This window comes from Acidiphilium sp. PA (genome assembly GCF_026191915.1).
Taxonomy (GTDB): Bacteria; Pseudomonadota; Alphaproteobacteria; order Acetobacterales; family Acetobacteraceae; genus Acidiphilium.
In genome coordinates this window covers 61,500-82,597 of record NZ_JAIMBY010000006.1, presented here as the reverse complement: position 1 = coordinate 82,597, position 21,098 = coordinate 61,500, and the positions used below count along the sequence as shown (strand labels likewise).

Genomic DNA, 21,098 nt, shown 5'->3' with positions numbered 1-21,098 from the left:
TGACGCGCGGACCGCCCAAACCCCCCTGCCCCGGACTGAAAGAGTTTTTTGCTTCTTTTTTCCAAAAAAGACGTCTTTTCCTTCCCTTAACTAAACCCCACCAGCCCCAGACCGGCGCCGATCGCGAGGAACGCCAGCGGGTGGATCTTGCTGCGCAGGGTGAGGATGGCGGCGGCGGCGGAGATGAGGGCGAGGCGCCAGTTGTGGTCGGCGGTGCGGAGCAGGAAGGTGGCGGCGGCGAGGACCATGCCGCCGGTGATGGGGGTGATGGCGGCCTGGACGATGCGGCGCCAGCGCGCTTCGCGGAAGCGGTGCCACACGCCCGAGACCAGCACGGTGAGGGTGCTGGACGGGCCGATCATGCCGAGGGTGGCGACGGCGGCACCGGGCAGGCCGGCGACATGCAGGCCGATCAGCGTCGAGATCAGCATGTTGGGGCCGGGGCTGGACTGGGCGACGCCGAACAGGGCGGCGAACTGGGCCGGGGTGAGCCAGTGATGGGCGACGACGGCGCGGGCCATGGCGGGCAGCGTGCTGGCGACGCCACCGATGGCGAGGATGGAGAATTCGGCGAACAGCAGCGCGAGGGTGAGCAGGATCATTTGACCCGCCGGGCGGCGAGCAGCAGCGAGATCGGCAGGGCGATCAGGATGACGAGCGGCAGGGTGAGGTGGAGGATGGCGAACAGGGTGAAGGCGAGCACCACCATGGCGAGGCTGGCGGGGATGCGCAGCGCGGGGCCGGCGATTTTCAGCGCGGTGGCGAGGATGAGGCCGGAGGCGGCGGCGGTGAGGCCTTCGATGCCGTGATGGACCAGGGGGTTTCTGCCGAAGCGCTCGAACAGCAGGCCGAGGGTGATGACGATGGTGATGGGGGCGGCGAGCAGGCCGGCCATGGCGGCGAGCGCGCCGGTGATGCCGCGGTGGCGGGCGCCGAAGGCGGCGGAGAGGTTGACGATGTTGGGGCCGGGCAGAAACTGGCAGAGGCTGAACAGATCGGCGAATTCGGCATCGGTCAGCCAGTGGCGGCGATCGACGATGATCCGGCGGGCGAACGGCAGCACGCCGCCGAACCCGGACAGCCCGGCGATGAAGAAACCTTCGAACAGGGCGGCGTGGGTCAGGCGGTTCAACTCGTCGGCCATGGGAAAAGGGTACGCCGAGGCCGGGGTGATCGACAATCCGGCAGGTTGTTGGCAGGGTTGCGCGATGAGCGAAGACGCGACGACGGCGGGTGCGGTTCTGCCAGGTTTCATGGCCGATGAGGCGCTGGCGTTGCGCGCGGGGCCGCCGCCGACCTCGCCGCCGTTGATCGTGGCGTTCATGATCCTGGTGCTCGGGCTGGTGGGGCCGGTGGTGTTCGTGCGCGATGCGGTGCCCAGCGTGTTTCTGACGATCGCGAGTCTGTTGATGCCGGTGGCGGGGGCGGTGGCGGTGATTGCCGCGGTGGGCTCGTGGCGGCGGCGGCGGGCCGACCCTGCGGTACGGGCGCGGGCGATCATCGCCCCGGGCGGGGTGACGGTGATGGCGCAGCCGGGGCAGCGTGAGGTGTATGGGTGGGACGAGATTGCGGGGGCGTTCGTCAGCCGCTCGGTATTCACGCTGCATCTGAGCGATGCGGCGGGCAAGGTGACGCGGCGGGCGATTCGCTACAGCGCGCTGGAGACGCCGGTTGCGCTGCTGGAGGGGCGGATTGCGGTAGCGATGCACGCTAAGCGCGAATCACACCCTTGATCGGCTGACAAACGCGTGATGACGGCAACGATGTCATGAAAGCTTCATCGAAACCCCGTCGCCTTGTCATGGTTGATCGCTTAGACGGCGCGGCAGGGGCATTTAGTAAGATTAAAGCCCCGCTGGTTATCAATCCGCTGTTCGCAACCGAAAGGGAGATCCATCGTGCGATCCGATTCCAAACTGCGCCGCTCCACCTTGCTGCGCGCCGCCGCGGCCGCTGCTCTGGTCGCCGGGCTCGGCATGGGCGTTGCCCAGGCCGCGGGTGTTTCACTGGTCGAGACCGGTTCGACCCTGCTCTATCCGCTGTTCAACATCTGGGTGCCGCATTTCGAGAAGGCCTATCCGGGCGTGAAGGTGACGACCCAGGGCACCGGTTCGGGTGCGGGTATCGCGCAGGCGATTTCCGGCGTTGTGCAGATCGGGGCGTCGGACGCTTACATGTCGGACCAGCAGATCAAGCAGAACCCCGATATTCTGAACATTCCGCTGGCGATTTCGGCGCAGGCGATCAACTACAACCTGCCGGGTCTGAACGACAAGCATCTGAAATTCTCGGGTCCGGTGCTGGCGGGGATCTACACCGGCAAGATCACCAAGTGGAACGATCCGGCGATCGCGAAGCTGAACCCGGGCGTGAAGCTGCCGGATCATCAGATCATTCCGGTGCACCGGACCGATGGTTCGGGCGACACGTTCATTTTCAGCCAGTATCTTGATTTCTCGACGCCGTCCTGGGCGAACACGGTGGGCTACGGCACCACGGTTTCGTGGCCGGCGGTGCAGGGCGGGCTGGGTGCGAACGGCAACCCCGGCATGGTCGAGGCGCTGAAGCAGAACCCGTATGCGATCGCCTATATCGGCGTGTCGTTCTACAAGGAAGTGGCCGCCGCCCACCTCGGCAAGGCGATGCTGCTGAACAAGGCAGGCAAGTTCGTGCTGCCGACCGCAAAGACGATCAGCGCGGCCGCGGATCAGCTGGTCGGCAAGACGCCGAAGGATGAGCGGATCAGCCTGGTGTTCGCGCCCGGCGCGATGAGCTACCCGATCATCAATTACGAATATGCGATCGTGAACGCCAAGCAGAAGAACGCCGCAACCGCGAAGGCGGTGAAGGAGCTGCTGACCTGGGCCAGCAATCAGGGCAACAGCGAGCACTATCTGAAGCAGGTCGAGTTCAAGGCGCTGCCGCCGGCGGTGAAGAAGCTTTCGGCCGCGCAGATCGCCAAGATCGGTGGCTGATTGAGGTGATGCAGGACGCCCTGCCCGGCGATTCGGGCGGGGCGTTTTGTGTTTTTAGGGTAGGGAGAAGAAGACTACTTTTTTGTAAAAAAGTAGCAAAAAACTTTTATTTATCTGGGGCTGGGGCGTTTGCCGCGGCACGGGCTCACATTAATAGAGTTTTTTTGCTTCTTTTTTGTTCACAAAAAAGAAGATTCTTTGCTTCGCTTAACTTTGCGTTAAGCTTATCCTGTCATGGTGTATTCGGAGTTGAAGATCGATGTCCCTGCCCGATGATCCACCGGCGTCCGCCGTCCCGATTAAGCGCAAGCGCAGCCGGTTTGAACTGGGGCTGACCGGGATTGCATTGCTGATTCCGATCGCGCTGTTCGTGATCGTGCTGTTTCTTGGGCAGTATGCGTGGCAGGCGATCGGGTTCAACGGGATCAGGTTTATCGGTACGATCGATTGGAGCCTGGGCAATTTATATATGAACCCGGTGGTGACGCGCGGGTATTCCGTGCCGCTGGGGGCGAATTACGGCATTCTGGCGTTCATTGTGGGTACGCTGTTTTCCTCGTTCCTGGCGTTGTTGTTCGCGTTGCCGGTGGCGGTGGGGACCGCGATTTTTCTGGCCGAGGCGGCGCCGGAGCGGTTGCGGCCGGCGCTGTCGCTGCTGGTGGAGCTGGTCGCGGTGGTGCCGAGCGTGGTGTTCGGGCTGTGGGGCATTTATGTGCTGGCGCCGCTGATTTCGCATTACATTGGGCCGGGGATTACCGCGGTGCTCGGGTTCATTCCGTTTTTCAACATCCATAACAGCACGGGCAGCGGCTTCGGGCTGCTGGCGGCGGCGATTGTGCTGGCGCTGATGATTACGCCGATCATTGCGACGACGCTGTATGACGCGCTGCGCCAGGTGCCGCGCGAGTTGCGGGAATCGGCGGTGGCGCTGGGGGCGACGCGGTTCGAGGTGGTGACCAAGACCATGCTGCCGACCGTGCGGGTGACGCTGGTGGGAGGCGTGGTGCTCGGGCTGGGCCGCGCGCTGGGCGAGACGATGGCGGTGCTGATGGTTTCGGGCGGGGCGTTGAATTATCTGCCGAAGACGCTGTTCACGCCGATCAGCACGATGGCGGCGTTTATATTGTCGCAGCTGGACAGCGCGCTGGGTGATCCGACCAATATGGCGGTGAAATCGCTGGCGGAGATTGCGCTGGTGCTGTTTCTGATCACGCTGGCGGTCAATGCATTGGCACGGGTGATCGTGCGGGGAGCGACCTTTGTCCGTAACGTTTGAAGCTGCCGCGCCGAAGCGTTCCTCGCTCGAACGGCGGCGGATGATCGTCAGCGCGGTCGGCTGGGGGTTGTGCGGGTTCGCGTTTCTGCTGGTGGCGGTGCCGCTGCTCGATCTGGTGCTGACCGTCGTGATCAAGGGTGCTGCGGCGTTTTCGATCAAACTGTTCACGACCTCGAGCAACGGGGTGAAGGGCGGGTTGCTGGCCGCGATCGTGGGGACCACGGTGCTGTCGCTCGGCTCGCTGGTGTTTGCCGTGCCGATCGGCGTGGGGGCGGGGCTTTATTTGTCGGAATACGGGCAGAACCGGCTGGGTTCGGTGGTCCGGTTTCTATCCGACACGCTGACCGGCATGCCTTCGGTGGTGCTGGGGTATTTTTCGTACATCACCATGGTGATCGGGTTCGGCTGGCAGTTTTCGGCGCTGGCGGGGTCGATCACGCTCGCCATCATGATCGTGCCGTATCTGGCGCGGATCACCGAATTGTCGTTGCAGCGGGTGCCGGTGGCGATGCGCGAGGCGGCGTTCGCGCTGGGCGCGCAGGAGCGCACGGTGGCGTTCCGGGTGGTGCTGTCGGCCGGGTTGCCGGGGGTGATCACCGGCGTGCTGCTCGGGCTTGCGATTTCGGTGGGGGAGACGGCGCCGCTGATCTATACCGCCGGATGGTCGAATTACGTCTGGAACGGCAAATTCATCCATCAGCCGATCGGGTATCTGACCTATGTGATCTGGACGTTCATCGACCAGCCCTACAAATCGGCGCATGCGCTGGCATTTGCGGCGGCGCTGCTGGTGATGCTGGTGGTGCTGGCGATCAATATCGGTGTGCGGCTGGTGTTGCGGCCGAAAGTGTGACGCGGCGGCGTGCGCGCATCGCTGCATTGCACAAATCGGGTTATTGCGATCTTCATATCGGGTAGGTCCGATCTATATATCGGTCCATGACGATTGTGGACATCACAGGCGCGGCGCACGGGTTGGATGAGGGGATCAAGGCCCTGGCTCATCCGGTGCGGCGCGCGATTCTGGCCAAGCTGCGTGAGCCTGAGCGGTATTTCGCCGAACAGGCGCAGCCATTGAGCCTGGGGGTCTGCGCCGGGCAGATCGAACAATCCTGCCCGCTATCGCAATCCAGCATTTCGGCCCATCTGGCTGCGTTGCAGGCGGCCGGGCTGATCAATGGCCGGCGGGTCGGGCCCTATGTGTTCTACAAACGTGATGATCCGGCGATCGAGCGGCTGCTGGCGCTGCTGCGCGCTTCGCTCGACCGGCCGGAATGTGCTCCTGAACCAGAGAAATCATCCTGAAAGGCTGACCATGTCTAAATTGTTCGAACCTTTGAAGGCCGGGGCGTTCACGCTCCGCAACCGCATCATCATGGCGCCGCTGACGCGCGCGCGGGCCGGCGATGTGCGGATTCCGAACGCGTTGATGGCGGAATATTACGCGCAGCGCGCCGATGCGGGGATGATCCTTTCCGAAGCGACCTCGGTGACGCCGATGGGCGTGGGTTATGCGGCGACGCCGGGCCTGTGGTCGGACGCGCAGGTCGCGGGCTGGCGGCTGGTGACCGAGGCGGTGCATCGCAAGGGCGGGTTGATCCTCGCGCAATTGTGGCACGTCGGGCGGATTTCCGATCCGATGTTCCTGGATGGCGAACTGCCGGTGGCGCCGAGCGCGATCGCGGCGGCGGGCCATGTGAGCCTGGTGCGGCCGGAAAAGCCCTATGTGACGCCGCGCGCGCTGGAGACGGCGGAACTTCCCGGCGTGATCGAGGCGTATCGGGTGGCGGCGGCGCATGCGAAGCTGGCCGGGTTCGACGGGGTCGAGATCCACGGGGCGAACGGGTATCTGCTCGACCAGTTCCTGCAGGACGGCACCAATCAGCGCACGGATCGCTACGGCGGCTCGCTGGAAAACCGCGCGCGGCTGATGCTGGAGGTGACGGATGCGGTGATCGGCGTGTGGGGTGCGGACCGGGTCGGGATGCATCTGGCGCCGCGCGGCGATGCGCATTCGATGGGCGATTCCGACAAATTGACGACGTTCAGCTATGTGGCGCGGGAATTGGGCAAGCGCGGCATCGCGTTCATTGCGGCGCGCGAGCACAAGGCGGCGGATTGGATCGGGCCCCAGTTGAAGGCAGCGTTCGGCGGGGTTTACATCGGCAACGAAGGTTTCACCAAGGAGAGCGCCGAGGCGGCGATTGCGGCCGGCGAGGTCGATGCGGTGGCGTTCGGCAAGGCGTATATCGCCAATCCGGACCTGGTGGCGCGGTTTGCCGGCGATCTGCCGCTCAATCCGCCGCTCAGCATGGCGACGTTCTATCAGGGCGGCGCCGAGGGGTATACGGATTATCCGCTGGCACAGAAGGCGGCCTGATCCGACAACGGCCGGGGCCTTCGAGCCCCGGTTTTTTTTGGGAGGGATGACAATGCGATTCAGGGATCGGCGCGTGGTGGTGATGGGTGGCAGCCGGGGGATCGGGCTGGCGATCGCCAAGGGATTTGCCGCCGAGGGCGCTTCTGTCGCGATTTGCGCGCGCGGGGCCGAAGGGCTGGAGGCGGCACGCAAGGAGATCGGCGCGCTGGGCGGTGCGGTGTTCGCCGCCCCGTGCGACCTCGCGGATGCGGCGCAGATCGCTTCGTTCGTTCCCGAGGCGGCCGGGGCGCTGGGCGGGATGGACGTGCTGGTGAACAACGCGTCCGGCTTCGGGATGACCGATGACGAGACCGGGTGGGATGCGTCGCTGCGCGTCGATATCATGGCGATCGTGCGGGCGAGCCAGGCGGCGGTTGCCTTCCTGCAGGCTGACGAAGGCGGGTCGATCATCAATATCGCCTCGATCTCGGGGATGCGGGCCTCGACACGCAGTGGTCCCTACGCGGCGGCCAAGGCGGCGGTGATCAATTATACCGCCTCGCAAGCGGCAAAACTGGCGCGCCAGAACATCAGGGTCAACGCGATTTCCCCCGGCGCCATCGAATTCCCCGGCGGGGTCTGGGACAAGCGCAAACACGAAAACCCGAAATTATACGAAACGACCCTCGCCTCCATCCCGTTCGGACGGCTGGGAACCGCCGAAGAGATCGCGGACGTCGCCCTGTTCCTGGCATCACCGGCCGCACGCTGGATCACCGGGCAAAACATCGTGGTCGATGGCGGTCAACTGCTCAGCTGATACCACCGCCGGTGTTTACGATTGCCTACCCCCTCTGACCCTATGGTAGATACGATGCATGACAAAACGCGATATCGGGATTGCATTATCGGGTTCGGGCTTGTTGTTGGGGGCGCATATCGGGGCATTGCGTGCCGTGGAGCAGGCGGGATTTTCCGTGGCGGAAATCGCCGGCACCAGCGGCGGTGCGATCATCGCCGCCAGTTACGCCGCCGGCATGACGCCGGATGTGCTGGAGCGGTTATATCTCGCGGCTGATTTCCGGGCCCTGCTGCCGCTGCGTTTTTACCTGACGGCGGGCATCAGGCTGCTGCTGACCAAAGGACTGGTCAGTCCGGCTCCGTTCGAGGCGTGGTTGCGCCAGACTTTGGGGGCGGCGACACTGGGGCAGACGCGGGTTCCCTGCACCATTGTCGCCTCCAACCTCACCACGGAGCGGAGCGAGATTTGGCGGAGCGGCACGACGCCTGACATCCCGTTATGGCAGGCGGTGATGGCTTCGGCCGCGTTTCCCATGGTGTTTCCGCCTGTCCGCCTCGGGGGATCATGGTTGCAGGACGGTGGCTTGTTCGACGATATCCCCGTCGATCAGCTTACGCAGGCGCTGCGCCTTGGTGTGATTGTCGGGGGCAGACCGACACCGCTGGTCGGCTCGCCCAGCCTGATCGGGCTGTTGATGCGCGATATCGAGACGCTGTTTCTGGCCAATTCCGCACATGTGGTGGATAGCTTGCCGAAAGAGGGCACCGCGCTCGCTTATGTCGAAGGGGTCGATGTGCCGATTTTCGACACCGGCATTTCGGTGGTCGTGCGCCAGAAATTGATCGCCGCCGGGTTCGAGGCGGCGACCACCGCGCTCGGCACGTTGACCGCAAAGCCGACGTGACGGCTCCGCGTTGAAAGGAGATATCGGCCCGGCGGCGCTGCCAAAGCCCAACGCCAGCAGTGCACCAACTCAGTAATTGAACTGGTACTTGAGCCCGATGCTTTCGCCGTTGTCGCTGGCGGCGCCCCCGCCGGTGCCGACTTTGGTGTCCAGTTTCAGGCCTTTGTAGAGGTTGATTTCGACTTTGGCGGTGGACCCCTGCCCGCTCGCGGATTGTTGGGCGCCGACGTAGACGCCCGGTGCGACGTAGCGGCCGGCGTTGATGGTGGGGGCGGCGCTGCCGTTGGCACCGCCGCCGAGGGAGAGTTCGTCGAGGCCGAGCGCCTTGCGGACGCCGCCGAGCGGGCCGCTGCCGCCGCCGCCGATGCCGGCGAGCTGGGCGAGCGAGGCGGCGAGGGAGACGGCCTGGAAGGCGGACAGGCTTTGGGTGCCGGTGCCGTAGAGCAGGTGGGCCAGCACTTCATCGGACGGCAGGGTGGGGCTGCTGGAGAGGCCGATTTTCGGGTTGGTCGGGGTGCCGGTGACCGCGAGGGTCGAGGTGGTGCCATCGGCGGCGGTGTTGCTGGCTTCGAGGTCGAGTTGGGGCATGAAGCCGCCGCCGTTGAAGTCGATGGTGCCTTTGGTGAATTTGAGGTTTTTGCCGCCGAGGTTGAAGGAGCCGCGGATGAGGTGAAAGCCGCCCGACGGGATCGGGTGGGCGGCGGTGCCGGCGAGGTGCAGGGCGCCGCCGAGATTGGCGAAGATGCCGTCACCGCGGATGAACACCTGGTTTTTGGCGACGATGTTCAGCGCGAGGCCGATGGGGGGTGCCGGCGCGGGTGGTGGCGGCGGTTTGACGCCGGGGCGGATGATTTTGAGCGTGGTGACCGAGGGCGGCAGGCCTTTGGGGATTTCGATGTTGGCGCTGTTGATGTCGATGGTGCCGCCGAGATTGAGGGCGGTTTTGACGGCGCCGGAGATCGCGACGGCGCCGCCGAGGGATTCGGTGATGATATCGCTGGACACCGGGCTTGCGTTGTCGAAGGCGATGCGGAGGTTCACGGGCATCGGCGGTTGCAGGCCGATGGTGCCCTGGCCGGTGATGGTGCCCTTGCCGGCCTGGGCGGACAGATGATCGAGCGTGATGGTCTGGCCGGCGGCGGTGACCAAGGCGTCGATTTTGGTGAGGTCGAGGCCGGAGGTGATGTTTTCGACGCTGGCACCGGCGAGGGTGATGCGGCCGCTGGCCTGGGGCGCGGCGGCGGTGCCGCCGATGCGCAGATCGGGCGTGAGGATGCCGGTGATGCGGGTACCCTGGGCTTCGGTGATCGGGTCGACCAGGCGCAGATCGGTGCGGCCGGTGACGGCGAGCGCGATGGCGCCGGTGCGGGTCAGCGGGACGGTGCCGTTGATATCGAGGTTGGCGCTGCGGCCGAGGGTGAGATGGGCGGTGCCGCGCGCGGATGTGCCGCTCAGGGTTTCATGGGCGATGAGGTCGGCGGCGGGGAGCGATGCGGTGGTGCCGTTGAGCAGGCGCATGCCGCGGGCTGTGAGGTCGATCGTGCCGCGCGGGGCGCGGGGGGTGCCGACGAGTTTGGCGTGGGCGTTGATGGTGCCGCGCGCGTCGAGTTTCGGATCGACCGCGTGGACCAGGGTTGCCGAGACGTTGGTGAGGCTGGCGGTGAGCGCCATCGGGCCGGTCATCGACAGCGGCGCGGTGCCGGTGAGGTTTAGGCGTGCGGCGCCGAGCGTGGCGGCGATGGTGCCGCGCATGGCGTGGCCGAGCAGGGTTTCGTTGGCGGTGAGATTGGCGGCGGGCAGGCCGGCGCCGGGGCCGGTGGCGACACCGAGATTGCGGCCGGTGAGCTGGACGGTGCCGGTGGGGGCCGTGAGGCTGCGGGTGATGTGGGCGTTGGCATTTATCGTGCCGTGCGCAGTGAGTTTGGGGTCGGCGGCGCGGGCGAGCGCGGCGGGCAGGTTCTGGATGGCGGCGGTGAGATCGAGCGTGGGTTTGATGCGGCCGTTGGCGGTGATGCGGGCGTTGCCGCCGAGGCCGCCGAGCCCGAGGGCGAGGTGGTGGATCTCGAGGCCGGGTTTCGCGATGATGGTTGCCGGGCCGAGCAGCCGGGCGGTGACGCCGCGCGCGGCGGCGGTGAGGGTTGCGAGGTGGACGGTGCGGTCCTTGCCATCGAGCACGCCGGCGAGGGTGAGATTGGCGGGTTTGCCGGCGAGGTTGCTGAATGCGGCTCTGGCTTTGACGTCGAGCGCGGTTTCGGTGCCTTTGGCCGCGAGATCGAGCCCGCCGGCGACCGAGGGGGCGCGCAGGCCGGTGATGGTGGCGCTGGCATCGAGCGCGGGGGTGGTTTCGATGTGATCGAGGCTGGCGGCGATGATCGCTTTGGTGACGCCGATCGAGCGGCCCTCGGCGATGTTGGCGGCGGTGAGTTTGATGGTGGCGGGCTGGCCCTGGGTGTGGGCGAAATCGGCATCGATCGAGCCGGCGACGGCGATGTTCAGCAGTTGACCGAAATCGGCAAGTTTGGTGATGGCGAGGTGGAGATTGCCGTCCGGCAGCCTGGCACCTGCGGCGCGGGTGATGGTGCCGTGGCCGGTGAGGGATTTCCAGGACAGTTGGTGGAGCGCGACATCGAGATCGCCGGCGGCGCTGCGGGCGAAATCGGCGTTGATGGCAAGCGGGGCGTCATCGAGCGAGCCGGTGCCGGTGATACTGCCTTTGGGGGTTTTGGGCAGGTTGGTCATGGCGATGGCGAGGTTGAACGGGCCTGATTTGATCGCCCTGGTGGTGATAACGCCGGCGATTTTGGTATCGAGCGCGAAATCGGTGCGCGGACCATTGAGTTTGAGATGTTCGCTGACGTGGCCTGCGAGTTGCGGGTCGATCAAGGCGATGTCGGGCTGGGTTAGCCTGCCGTGCAGGGCGATGGTTTTGGCATCGATCATGCCGGCGAGTTTGGCGGTGATGGCGGCGGCATCGATGGTGAGGCGGTGGATGGTGGTGGTGCCCTGATCGAGCGTGATGTCGCCGGCGATGGTCGCACGTTTGCCGACCAGGGCGGGGATGGGTTTGGCACCGTTGGTGATTTCCACGGCATCGTTGAGATGGATATTGGTTGCGGTGCCGGATTTTTTCGCGGTCAGGTGCAGGACGTTGCGGCCGGTGAGCTGGCGGTGGCCGAGTGCTGCGTAGGGCGCGATTTCGGGGATGGTGAGGGTGACATCGCCACCCGGCGCGGTGCGGGAGAGATCGACCGTGCCGGTTGCACTGGCATGGAGGGCACCGAGGGAAGCGGTGAGGTCGAGTGCCGCGGTATGGCGCGGGCCGTTCAGGCCGAGCGTGACATCGAGCGGGCCGGCGAGGGATTTGTTGGCGGCGATGCCGGAGAGCGATTCGATCAGGCCGCCTTGGGGTTCGTGCAGGGCGATTTTGGCGGCGACGGTCTGCGGATCGACCGTGGTGTGGATATCGTATTGTCCAGGCTGGTCCAGCGATGTTGCGGCGAGGGCGAGTTGGATATGGGTGAGCGATGTCGCGACCGCGTGGCCGCGGAGGCGGAGGGCGATGGCGTGGCCGATCACCGGTTTGCCGATGGCGAGATGCGCGATTGCGAGGTGATCGATGATCGCGGATTTGATCGGGATGCCGGTTGAGGATTTCGATTTCGGCTTCGTTTTGGAGGCGACCGGCAGGCGGGTGAGGTCGATGCTTTGCGCGGTCAGATTTTGCACATCGGCAGCGCGGTGCAGCAGGGCGAAGGGCGACCAGCGGAGCACGATGTTATCGATGGTGAGGTAGGTGCCCTTGGCATCGGCGATGCTGATGCGGCGGGCGGCGATGTATTTCGGAAAATGGCCGGACAGGCCTGTTATTTTGACCTCACCGCCGGTCAGGCGATCGATTTTGCTCGCGGCGAAAGAGCGCCCTGCCCCGGTGTTCAGCGTGATGTCGAGCGCGATGACCGCGACGATCGGCAGGGCGATCAGGATGGCGATGATGATGCCGATGATCTTGAGGGCGCGGCGCATCAGAAGGCCTGTCCGAGGCCGATATAGACCGCAACCGAGGCGCCGCCGGGCGGGCGGTTGACCGGCACGCCGACATCGACGCGGATCGGGCCGATGCCGGTGTAATAGAGCGCGCCGAGCCCGACGCCGACGCGTAGCGTGCCGGTGAAGGGCGTGCCGTTGGCCGAGACCTGCCCGGCATCGACGAAGGGGGCGATGCCGAAATGCGCGCCGATGCGCTGGCGGAATTCGGTTTCCACCGCATCGATCGCGGTGCCGCCCTGGGGAATGCCATCGAAGAACAGCGGCCCGACGGTCTGGTAGGTGAAGCCGCGCACGGTGCCGGTGCCGCCGGCGTAGAAGCGCTGGTCGGGCGGGATCTGGAACTGGCTGGCACCGAAGATGCGCCCGAGCAGGCCGCGCACCGCAAGCACGCCGCGGCCGGGGGCTTCGAGATTGATGTAGGTATTGCCGGTGAGTTCGGCGATGGTGAAGGCGGATGAGCCGGCGCCGAGCGCCACGGTGGGCGTGACGTGCAGCGCGATTTTCACGCCCCTGGTCGGGTTGAGCAGCGAATTGGCGGTGTCGTAGCGCAGTGTCAGGGGGATCTGGCCAAGGCGATAGCTGCGGCTGATGTTTTCCTGATCGACCTTTTCGAAGATGAACCCGGCGCCGTAGTCGAACGACCAGTTTTTCGCGAAATTCCAGGTGACTTCGGCGCTGCCAAGCGCGGCGGTGCGGCTGTAGGCGGGGAGATATTCCTTCAGGGCCTCGATGGTCGCGGCGATCGACTGGCTGCGGTTGATGAAATCGGGGACGCGGTAGACTGCCTTGGCGTCGTAGCCGGGTTTGATGACGTAATTATGCTTGCCGTAGGTGGCGTTGCGGGTCGAGCCGGTGCCGCCGAGGCCGGTGGCGCCGAGCGAGATGGTGAGGTTCTGCGCCTCGCCGAACAGGTCGCGGTCCATCCAGGACAGATCGGCATCGATGCCGAGGTCGGTGGAGTAGGACGCGCCGATCGAGACGGCGTGGAGCTTCTGTTCGTGGACCAGAATGGTGACGGGGACTTCACCGGGCGGGTTCGGCGCCGTTGCGGTGTGGGTGGAGACCGAGGAGAACACGCCGAGGCCGAGCAGGCTGTCGCGCGCCTGGTTGAGGATGGTTTCGCTGTAGGGCTGGCCAGGGCGCAGCTTGACGTGGCGGGCGATGAAACGGCCGCTCATGTGCTGCATGCCGGTGTAGGTGATCTGGCCGATCGCGACGCGCTCGCCCATGGTGACGGGGTATTTGATCGCCAGCGTGTGGCGCCTGGTGTCGGCGATGGCGATGGGTTCGGCGACCTTGGCGAAGGCGTAGCCGCTGTTGCGGAGTTTGGTTTCGAGCTTGGCGGCGGCACCGATCACCGGGGCGGCCTTGGCGGCATCCCCCGGTTTGATAGCGAGTGCGGCGGTCGCGGCGGGGTCGGTCAGGCCGGGGGTGGCGATGCTGCTGATGTGATAGAGCGGGCCTTTGTCGATGGTGACGACGATGGCGGCGGGCGGTGTCGCCGGGGCGCGGCGCAGCAGGCGGGGCAGCGCGGGGTCGGACAGGCTGTGGCCATCGATGGTGAGATGCGCGGCGCCGGAATCATAGCCCTGACTTTCCATCACGGTGATGAATTTCGCCTGATCGGATTTCGCCCGGCCGATCAGGGCGAAGGGGCCGATTTTCAGTTTTTTGCGCAGGGTTTCGAGGCTGGAGGTCGCTTTGATCAGATGGTCCAGCGCCTTGTCGCCACTGGGTTTGAAGGTGACCTTGTAGGGTTGCGGGTCGGCCGCGCGGGCCAGGGGCGGGATGCAGGCGGAAAGGAGCGCCGCACCGAGACTGGGACCGATCAGACCTGATCCGATATGCGTCCCCCGCAGGGGCCGCTTGCGCGACGCTCCACAATTCATCCGCTGTCAGATGGGGTAAAATCGCCGGGCGGAACACGCCGAAACCGGAACGACGTGCTCACGATGTCGTGATAATCAGGATTTTCCGTGCTTGTTGGCCCCTTTCGCGGGCTCGGCGGTGAAGCCGAGCGTGGCGAAGGCGGCCTTCATGTGCGGTGGCAATTCGGCCTCGACGCTGAGGGTGCCGCCGCGCGGGTGCGGCAGCACGAGGCGGCGGGCGTGCAGGTGCAGCTGGCGGGCGAAGCCTTCGGCAAAGGCGCGGTCTTCGCCGTAGGGGGCGTCACCGAGGATCGGTGTTTTGATCGCGGCGCAATGGGCGCGCAGCTGGTGGGTGCGCCCGGTGAGCGGCTGGAGCTCGAGCCAGGAGAATTTGCGGCCGGCATGGTCGATCGTGCGGTATTCGGTGACGGCTTTGGCAGCCCCTTCGGCATCGCGGCCGACCGGCTTGGTGCGCGCGCCCTGCGAGCCGCCGATGCGGGCGAGCGGCAGATCGATCTGGCCTTCCAGCGGCACCGGCAGGCCGACGACGATGGCCCAGTAGGTTTTGTCCATGTCGCGTCCGCGAAAGGCGGCGGCGAGCTTGCCGGCGGCGAAGGCGTTGCGGGCGAGGATGAGCACGCCGGACGTATCGCGGTCGAGCCGGTGGACCAGGCGCGGGCGGTCTTCCGCGCCGAAGCGCAGCGCATCGAGCATGCCATCGAGATGGCGCGCGATGCCCTTGCCGCCCTGCGTCGCGAGACCGGCGGGCTTGTCGATCACCAGCACGTCTTCATCGCGGTAGAGCACGCGGGCGAGGAGTTCCTTGGTGTCGTACTGGTCCATCGCGACGATCTGGCGCGGCCTGGGCGCGGCCGCGGGGTCGGGCAGCGGCGGGATGCGGACGGACTGGCCTTCGGCGACGTGGACCGAGGCTTCGACCCGCTTGCCATCGACCCTGATCTGGCCGGTGCGGCACAGTTTCTGGATGGCACCCTGGGTGAGATGCGGGTGATGGCGGCGGAGAAACCGGTCGAGCCGCATATCGGCCTGATCGGGTTCGACGGTGATGGTTTGAACGCTCATGCGCGCTCATCCCGTAATTTTGCCCAATGGTCCAGCCGGCGCTTGATTTCGTGCTCGTGGCCGCGACCCTCGGGGCGGTAGAACTGCTCGCGCGGTATGCCATCGGGGAAGTAGTTCTGGCCGGAAAACGCATCCTGCGTATCGTGGTCGTAGGCGTAGCCGGCGCCGTAGCCGAGGGTTTTCATCAGTTTGGTCGGCGCGTTCAGGATATGCGCGGGCGGTGGGAGGCTGCCTGTCGCCTGCGCCGCGCGCTTTGCCGCGCCGAAGGCGCGGTAGCCGGCGTTGGATTTCGGCGCGGTGGCAAGATAGAGCACGAGTTGGGCGATCGCGAGATCGCCCTCCGGGCTGCCCAGCCGCTCGTAGGCTTCCCACGCCGCGATCGATTGGGTCAGGGCCGCGGGATCGGCAAGGCCGATGTCCTCCACCGCGAAACGGGTCAGCCGGCGGGCGATGTAGCGCGCATCCTCCCCACCCGCCAGCATGCGGGCGAGCCAGTAGAGGGCGGCATCCGGGTCGGAACCGCGCATCGATTTATGCAGGGCGGAGATCAGGTTGTAATGCTCTTCGCGGTCGCGGTCGTACAAGGCGGCACGGCGGGCGACGAGGTTGGTGAGCTCGGCCTCGTCGAGCGGGATGGTGGCGCGCGCGGCGAACACCTGTTCGGCCATGTTGAGGACGGCGCGGCCATCGCCATCGGCCATCGCGCGCAGGCTGGATCGAGCGGCTGGCGTGAGGGGCAACGCCGTGCCGGCGGCGGCCTCGGCGCGGGCGAGCAACAGTTCGAGCGCATCGTCATCGAGGCGCTTGAGCACCAGTACCTGGCAGCGCGAAAGCAGCGCGCCGTTGAGCTCGAACGAGGGGTTTTCGGTGGTCGCACCGATCAGGGTGATGGTGCCGTCTTCGACCACGGGCAGAAACCCGTCCTGCTGCGCACGGTTGAACCGGTGGATTTCATCGACGAACAGCAACGTCCGGTCGCCGGTGCGACGGCGGCGGGTGGCATCCTCGAACACGCGTTTGAGGTCGGCCACGCCGGAAAACACCGCCGAGATCTGCACGAAGATCAGCCCGGCCCGGTCGGCCAGCAGACGCGCGATGGTGGTTTTGCCGACGCCGGGCGGCCCCCACAGGATGAGCGAGGCGAGCGAGCCGCGTTCGAGCATACGCGTCAGGCTGCCCTGCGGGCCGACCAGATGATCCTGCCCGACCACCGCCGAGAGATCGTGCGGGCGGAGGGATTCGGCCATCGGTGCGGGACCGCCGCGGCCGGGTTGGGGCGGGGCTGCGCCGAACAGATCGTCGGTGGGTTGGGGATGACGGGGCATCGGGTGGTTATAGGCGAAATGCGGGGGGATGGCACTTCCCGCGCGCCGGGAGAGGAAGGTCAGTGAGGAAGACTTCTTTTTTGTAAAAAAGAAGCAAAAAACTTTTGGATGTCTGGATGAGTGGCTGTTGCGCGATGGTGTGTCACTTGTTTGCGCCTGTGTGGTTTTGCTGTCGGCGCCTCGTTACTGACGTTGGTAAAGCACCTTCAGCGCCACAAACCAGTCGTAGCGCGGGTCAACGATGGCGCCGTTGCGGTGTTGCAGGGTGTTGCGGGTGGTGGTGGGGACGTGGGTCAGGGCGACCGTATCGTCCACGTTGCCGCCGATCACCGAGAGCATGCCCGGGGTCTGGTTGACGACGATGGCGCAGTGGGCGGGGAAGAAGCCGTGGCTGGGCAAGGCCGCGTAAGTGATGGTGCTGGCGCGGTCGCGACCGGCGCAGATCAGGTCGCCGGGGACCGGGGCGTAGGTGGTGGGGTTTTCGGCCAGCAGGAGCGGGTTGGGGATGGTGCCGTGGGCAGCGTGCCAGGCGTAGTCGATGTATTTGGCGTGGTTGGGGGAGTAGGGGAAATCGGGACCGGCGCCGGCGATGCGCATGACATAGGAGATGAAGGCGGCCGACCAGGCGAAACGGCCGTTGATGGCGGGGGGGAATTTTCTGCCGGTGGCATCGTGCTTGCCGGTCCAGCGGTCGTAGAAATGACCCGCGTTCATGCCGAGCCACCAGTAGAGGCCGACCTGTTGCCAGTCGCCGGGGTCGCGTTCCTGCATCACCTGGGCATCGGCCGGGTGATAGGCGGCGGGCGGGGTGTCGACGATCCGGCTGCCCCAATAGCGCCACTGGCCAAGCGCGATGGCGATGGCGGATGTGCGCGAAAACGCCTCGTAGGGTTTGTCGGCAAACGGCGGCGCATGCGCATCCGGCTGAACCGCGCAGCCGGACAGCGCCAACAGCACGGCGCCAGCCAACAAAAGTTTTTTGGTTCTTTTTTTCAAAAAAGAACCGCTTACGCTGCCTCCTGCGTCCGATACTCCGGAAACATCGCCGCCAGCGAAGCCGCATCGGCGGAGCAGATGCCGCGTTCGGTGATCAGGCCGGAGACCAGGCGGGCGGGTGTGACGTCGAACGCGGGGTTGGCGGCGGGGCTGTCTTTCGGGACGATGCGGATGGTGGTGATCGAACCATCGAGGGCGCGGCCGGTCATGGTGGTAACCTCGGTGGCGGCGCGTTCCTCGATCGGGATATCGGTCAGCCCGTCGGCGAGGGTCCAGTCGATCGTGGAGGACGGCAGGGCGACGTAGAAGGGGATGCCGTTGTCGCGCGCGGCGAGGGCTTTGAGGTAGGTGCCGATCTTGTTGCAGACGTCGCCGGCGTTGGTGACGCGATCGGTGCCGACGATGACCATGTCGATCGCGCCGCGCTGCATCAGGTGACCGCCGGCGTTATCGACGATGACGGTGTGTTTGACGCCGTGCTTGCCGAGTTCCCAGGCGGTGAGCGAGGCGCCCTGGTTGCGGGGGCGGGTTTCATCGACATAGACGTGAACGTCGATGCCGGCGTCGTGCGCCATGTAGATCGGCGCGAGTGCGGTGCCCCAATCGACCGTGGCGATCCAGCCGGCGTTGCAATGGGTGAGGATGTTGACGCGCCTGCCGGCGGTGGCGCGGGATTTGATCAGTGCGAGGCCATGTTTGCCGATGGCGCGGTTGGTGGCGACGTCTTCATCGCAGATGGCGGCGGCTTCGGCGTAGGCGATTTCGGCGCGTTCGGACTTCGGGTGATCCTGCAGCACGCCCTGCATGCGCTGGAGCGCCCAGCGCAGGTTGATCGCGGTGGGGCGGGTTGCGGCGAGGGTGGTGACGGCGTGTTGCAGGGCGTGGTCCGAGGGATCGGCGCGCATTGCGATGGCGACGCCGTAGGCGGCGGTGGCGCCGATCAGCGGGGCGCCGCGCACGAGCATGGCGCTGATGGCGTGGGCGACTTCATCGAGGGTCGCAAGGCGCGGCATTTCGAGCGCCCAGGGCAGTTTGGTCTGGTCGATGATGCGGAGCGACCAATGGTCGGTTTCGTCGAGCCAGAGGGAGCGAAAGGCGGTGCCGTCGATTTTCATGTTGAAGATCCGCGCTGGAGGTTGCGCGCCTGCATACCACGAATGGGGATTTTCTACACCCGCCGGTGGAGCGCGCAGATCAGGGTGAAGATGCGGCGGGCGGTGTCGAAATCGAGCAGGACTTTGCCGTCGAGCCGGGCCATGACGAGTTCGGCCCCTTCGTTGTGCAGGCCGCGGCGGCCCATGTCGATCGCCTGGATGCGGGCTTCGCGGCCTTCGGCGACGGCGGCGGCGTAGCTGTCGAGCAGCATCTGGTAGTCGCGGATCATGGAGCGGAACGGGCCAGGCGCAAGCACGAGGGTTTGCAATGTCTCGTCGGTTTCGGTGCGGATGTCGAACACGAGGCGGCCGTCCTGCACCGAGAGATGCAGGATGGTCTGGCGGTCGGGGTGGGTGGTGAGGGCGAAATTGTTATCGGCGGCGAGATCGGCGATGGCCTGGTTGCGATCGGCCTCCTGCATCGGGGTGAGGCTGCCTGACGGATCGTCAGCGAGGACGACGCGGATGAGGCGGCCAGCGGTTTTGGTGGCGGGTTCAGCCATGGACAATCGCGACCGGTTTTGCGGACGGCGGCAGCGGGCGGAGCATGTTGATCTTCAGCATGATGGCAAGCGTCGCACCTTTGATCGGGCGCAGCATGGCGAGCAGCAGCACGATGGTGAGCGGGACGAAGATCAGCATCGAGGTGATCCAGTTCATGCCGCCATCGTAATCGGCAAGGACCATGACGATGACGATGAAATGCAGCGCGATCAGCAAAGTGATGTAGGGCGGCGCATCATCGCACGGCACGCGGCCCAGCGGCGCGTCGCACCGCGGGCAGACGGGTTGCACGGTGAGGTAGCCGGCGAAGGCGGGGGCTTCGCCGCAGGCCGGGCACCGCATGGCGAGGCCGCGCCGGAGTGCGGTGCCCCAGCCTGGCATGGCGACGAGCGGTGTCGTCGCTGCGCGTTGGGGCCGCCATTCATGGGGCATCGGGTCGGACACTTGCTGGATTCTTTCACGAAAAATGATGAACGCGTGCGCCATGTTCCGCCCGTTCGGGTTGCGTTGCAAGTGCGAAGGTGACGGCGTGCGGCGCATGTCTGAAACGCGAGGCAACAATATGCGCCGAAATTGTTAAGATTTCAAAAAGCGCAGGGTTGGCCGTGCGACTTCTAAATCGGTCATACGTCCGTTTGCTGGTGTGTCGCGCGCTTCGCATCGGGTCTCGATTGTCGTTTACGCAACGCTTACAAAAAAATCATGCGAATGATCTGTAAATCTGCCGCTTTTTGTTGACATCGTCTCTGCAGACAGTGAATAGCGATTCTTAGCGTGCGTCGCGCGATTCGCGTCGCAACCTGGTCGAGCACAGATTGGTCTGATCGAGTATCGCACGCGGAAAGGAAGGACGGTCGATGACCGCGGATGACGTAATGCCGGATGATGACTGTCAAGCGATCGATCCGGCGGTGATCCTGATGATCATTCGTGTGATGAAATCCGTTGTTGTGCGGTTGTGCATGATTGTTATCGACGTGCCGACCGTCGTCCATGGGGGCGTGTTGCCCGCGTTACCTACAACCTCGACCGAAGGAGCAGTCTCGTGACCACTGAAACCGAATACCGCGCACAGCCGATGGCGATACGTGCCGCGACCAAGACCGCCAAACCGGCTGCGAAAGCAGCGCCGGCGAAATCGGCCGCCAAGGCAAAGACCAAGGTCGTCGCTGCCAAGATCGCGACGCCGAAAGCGGTTGCGAAGAAACCCGCCGCCAAGCCGGCGGCGAAGCCCGCCGCGAAGGCCGCAGCCAAGCCCGCCGCCAAGACCACGGCTGCGAAAGCTGCAGCCAAGCCGGCCGCGAAACCGGCCGGCAAGACCGCGGCTGCGAAACCGGCCGCGGCGGCGAGCAAGCCATCCACCGCGAAGGCCGCCGCTGCGCCGAAGGCGAAGGCGGCGACCAAGGCGGCGGCTGGCAAACCTGCTGCCGCCAAGAAGACCGTTGCCAAGGCGGCGGCCAAGCCGGCCACGAAAGCCGCCGTGGCGAAACCGGCCGCCAAGCGGACCGCGGCGACGACCCGCAAGACCGTGAACGGCAAGGCGACCAGCACCGCGCGCAAGACGCCCGCGCCGCGCGCCGCGGCACCCAAGTCGATGGCGGCGAAACCCGTTGCGAGCAAGGCGGCGGCGCCGGCGAAGCCAGCCAAAAAGACGACCCGCAAGCCGGCTGACACCACGACGTCGCCGGAGAGTACGCCCGATACATCGAGCTGAGCGCAAGGCCCAGCGATTGGGATGAGCGACGAGGAAGGGCGATGATCGCACGATCATCGCCCTTTCTGCTGGCCTTGATGGATGGGGAGCG

General features: G+C 65.7%; 20 protein-coding genes. 10 read left to right on the top strand and 10 right to left on the bottom strand.

Translation table 11 applies throughout. From position 1 onward, the window contains the following. Positions 1–86: 86 nt before the first annotated feature. The gene (locus AruPA_RS10130) at positions 87–602 is read right to left on the bottom strand and encodes a chromate transporter (RefSeq protein WP_265636562.1); all 516 of its coding nucleotides are present in this window, start codon (positions 600–602) and stop codon (positions 87–89) included. After that, complete coding sequence (locus tag AruPA_RS10125) at positions 599–1,144, bottom strand: chromate transporter (RefSeq protein ID WP_265636561.1); 546 nt, start codon at positions 1,142–1,144, stop codon at positions 599–601. Before AruPA_RS10125 ends, AruPA_RS10130 begins: the two co-directional genes overlap by 4 nt. Here AruPA_RS10125 and AruPA_RS10120 point away from each other — a divergent pair. The 8 genes from AruPA_RS10120 (at position 1,143) to AruPA_RS10085 (ending at position 8,316) form a co-directional block, all read left to right on the top strand. Then, positions 1,143–1,733: a hypothetical protein gene (locus AruPA_RS10120; protein ID WP_265636560.1), complete on the top strand. Its 591-nt coding sequence runs from the start codon at positions 1,143–1,145 to the stop codon at positions 1,731–1,733. The genes AruPA_RS10125 and AruPA_RS10120 overlap by 2 nt on opposite strands. Before the next feature lie 165 nt (positions 1,734–1,898). Further along, complete coding sequence (gene pstS / locus AruPA_RS10115; RefSeq protein ID WP_265636558.1) at positions 1,899–2,975, top strand: phosphate ABC transporter substrate-binding protein PstS; 1,077 nt, start codon at positions 1,899–1,901, stop codon at positions 2,973–2,975. Between the two features lie 259 nt (positions 2,976–3,234). Further along, positions 3,235–4,251, top strand: coding sequence for a phosphate ABC transporter permease subunit PstC (gene pstC / locus AruPA_RS10110; protein ID WP_265636556.1), 1,017 nt, complete (start codon positions 3,235–3,237; stop codon positions 4,249–4,251). After that, positions 4,235–5,104: a phosphate ABC transporter permease PstA gene (pstA, locus tag AruPA_RS10105; RefSeq protein ID WP_265636554.1), complete on the top strand. Its 870-nt coding sequence runs from the start codon at positions 4,235–4,237 to the stop codon at positions 5,102–5,104. Before pstC ends, pstA begins: the two co-directional genes overlap by 17 nt. Positions 5,105–5,190: 86 nt before the next feature. After that, a complete protein-coding gene (locus AruPA_RS10100; protein WP_265636553.1) occupies positions 5,191–5,556 on the top strand; it encodes a helix-turn-helix transcriptional regulator in 366 nt (121 codons plus the stop codon). 10 nt (positions 5,557–5,566) lie between these two features. Beyond that, the gene (locus AruPA_RS10095; RefSeq protein WP_265636552.1) at positions 5,567–6,631 is read left to right on the top strand and encodes an alkene reductase; all 1,065 of its coding nucleotides are present in this window, start codon (positions 5,567–5,569) and stop codon (positions 6,629–6,631) included. 52 nt (positions 6,632–6,683) lie between these two features. Beyond that, positions 6,684–7,430 carry an SDR family NAD(P)-dependent oxidoreductase gene (locus tag AruPA_RS10090; protein WP_265636551.1) on the top strand — a complete coding sequence of 249 codons (747 nt, stop codon included), beginning with the start codon at positions 6,684–6,686 and terminating at the stop codon, positions 7,428–7,430. 58 nt (positions 7,431–7,488) lie between these two features. Next, a complete protein-coding gene (locus AruPA_RS10085; RefSeq protein ID WP_265636550.1) occupies positions 7,489–8,316 on the top strand; it encodes a patatin-like phospholipase family protein in 828 nt (275 codons plus the stop codon). Between the two features lie 69 nt (positions 8,317–8,385). Here AruPA_RS10085 and AruPA_RS10080 read toward each other — a convergent pair whose 3' ends face one another. The 8 genes from AruPA_RS10080 to AruPA_RS10045 all read right to left on the bottom strand — a co-directional run bounded on the left by AruPA_RS10080 (position 8,386) and on the right by AruPA_RS10045 (position 19,737). After that, the gene (locus tag AruPA_RS10080) at positions 8,386–12,339 is read right to left on the bottom strand and encodes a translocation/assembly module TamB domain-containing protein (RefSeq protein ID WP_265636549.1); all 3,954 of its coding nucleotides are present in this window, start codon (positions 12,337–12,339) and stop codon (positions 8,386–8,388) included. Next, complete coding sequence (locus AruPA_RS10075) at positions 12,339–14,252, bottom strand: autotransporter assembly complex family protein (RefSeq protein ID WP_265636548.1); 1,914 nt, start codon at positions 14,250–14,252, stop codon at positions 12,339–12,341. The genes AruPA_RS10080 and AruPA_RS10075 overlap by 1 nt, the downstream gene beginning before the upstream one ends. Before the next feature lie 75 nt (positions 14,253–14,327). Further along, entirely contained in the window at positions 14,328–15,314 is a 987-nt protein-coding gene (locus AruPA_RS10070; protein ID WP_265636547.1) for an RluA family pseudouridine synthase, read from the bottom strand. Then, positions 15,311–16,639 carry a replication-associated recombination protein A gene (locus AruPA_RS10065; RefSeq protein ID WP_265636546.1) on the bottom strand — a complete coding sequence of 443 codons (1,329 nt, stop codon included), beginning with the start codon at positions 16,637–16,639 and terminating at the stop codon, positions 15,311–15,313. Before AruPA_RS10065 ends, AruPA_RS10070 begins: the two co-directional genes overlap by 4 nt. A 183-nt stretch (positions 16,640–16,822) precedes the next feature. After that, positions 16,823–17,608 carry a DUF2272 domain-containing protein gene (locus AruPA_RS10060; protein ID WP_265636545.1) on the bottom strand — a complete coding sequence of 262 codons (786 nt, stop codon included), beginning with the start codon at positions 17,606–17,608 and terminating at the stop codon, positions 16,823–16,825. Between the two features lie 38 nt (positions 17,609–17,646). Next, the gene (gene mtnA, locus AruPA_RS10055) at positions 17,647–18,750 is read right to left on the bottom strand and encodes an S-methyl-5-thioribose-1-phosphate isomerase (protein ID WP_265636544.1); all 1,104 of its coding nucleotides are present in this window, start codon (positions 18,748–18,750) and stop codon (positions 17,647–17,649) included. A gap of 53 nt (positions 18,751–18,803) precedes the next feature. Next, positions 18,804–19,292, bottom strand: coding sequence for a UPF0262 family protein (locus AruPA_RS10050; RefSeq protein ID WP_265636543.1), 489 nt, complete (start codon positions 19,290–19,292; stop codon positions 18,804–18,806). Continuing rightward, a complete protein-coding gene (locus AruPA_RS10045) occupies positions 19,285–19,737 on the bottom strand; it encodes a DUF983 domain-containing protein (RefSeq protein ID WP_265636542.1) in 453 nt (150 codons plus the stop codon). The genes AruPA_RS10050 and AruPA_RS10045 overlap by 8 nt, the downstream gene beginning before the upstream one ends. 413 nt (positions 19,738–20,150) lie before the next feature. Here AruPA_RS10045 and AruPA_RS10040 point away from each other — a divergent pair, with 413 nt between their 5' ends. Next, positions 20,151–20,342, top strand: coding sequence for a hypothetical protein (locus AruPA_RS10040; protein WP_265636541.1), 192 nt, complete (start codon positions 20,151–20,153; stop codon positions 20,340–20,342). After that, positions 20,339–21,007, top strand: a complete 669-nt coding sequence (locus AruPA_RS10035) for a hypothetical protein (RefSeq protein WP_265636540.1) — start codon at positions 20,339–20,341, stop codon at positions 21,005–21,007. Before AruPA_RS10040 ends, AruPA_RS10035 begins: the two co-directional genes overlap by 4 nt. The last annotated feature ends 91 nt before the right edge of the window (positions 21,008–21,098 follow it).

Coding starts and splice junctions, on each gene's coding strand:
- AruPA_RS10130 (WP_265636562.1), bottom strand. CDS start 602: ATGATCCTGCTCACCCTCGCGCTGCTGTTCGCCGAATTCTCCATCCTC.
- AruPA_RS10120 (WP_265636560.1), top strand. CDS start 1,143: ATGGGAAAAGGGTACGCCGAGGCCGGGGTGATCGACAATCCGGCAGGT.
- AruPA_RS10125 (WP_265636561.1), bottom strand. CDS start 1,144: ATGGCCGACGAGTTGAACCGCCTGACCCACGCCGCCCTGTTCGAAGGT.
- pstC (WP_265636556.1), top strand. CDS start 3,235: ATGTCCCTGCCCGATGATCCACCGGCGTCCGCCGTCCCGATTAAGCGC.
- AruPA_RS10100 (WP_265636553.1), top strand. CDS start 5,191: ATGACGATTGTGGACATCACAGGCGCGGCGCACGGGTTGGATGAGGGG.
- AruPA_RS10095 (WP_265636552.1), top strand. CDS start 5,567: ATGTCTAAATTGTTCGAACCTTTGAAGGCCGGGGCGTTCACGCTCCGC.
- AruPA_RS10090 (WP_265636551.1), top strand. CDS start 6,684: ATGCGATTCAGGGATCGGCGCGTGGTGGTGATGGGTGGCAGCCGGGGG.
- AruPA_RS10085 (WP_265636550.1), top strand. CDS start 7,489: ATGACAAAACGCGATATCGGGATTGCATTATCGGGTTCGGGCTTGTTG.
- AruPA_RS10080 (WP_265636549.1), bottom strand. CDS start 12,339: ATGCGCCGCGCCCTCAAGATCATCGGCATCATCATCGCCATCCTGATC.
- AruPA_RS10075 (WP_265636548.1), bottom strand. CDS start 14,252: ATGAATTGTGGAGCGTCGCGCAAGCGGCCCCTGCGGGGGACGCATATC.
- AruPA_RS10070 (WP_265636547.1), bottom strand. CDS start 15,314: ATGAGCGTTCAAACCATCACCGTCGAACCCGATCAGGCCGATATGCGG.
- AruPA_RS10065 (WP_265636546.1), bottom strand. CDS start 16,639: ATGCCCCGTCATCCCCAACCCACCGACGATCTGTTCGGCGCAGCCCCG.
- mtnA (WP_265636544.1), bottom strand. CDS start 18,750: ATGAAAATCGACGGCACCGCCTTTCGCTCCCTCTGGCTCGACGAAACC.
- AruPA_RS10050 (WP_265636543.1), bottom strand. CDS start 19,292: ATGGCTGAACCCGCCACCAAAACCGCTGGCCGCCTCATCCGCGTCGTC.
- AruPA_RS10040 (WP_265636541.1), top strand. CDS start 20,151: ATGACCGCGGATGACGTAATGCCGGATGATGACTGTCAAGCGATCGAT.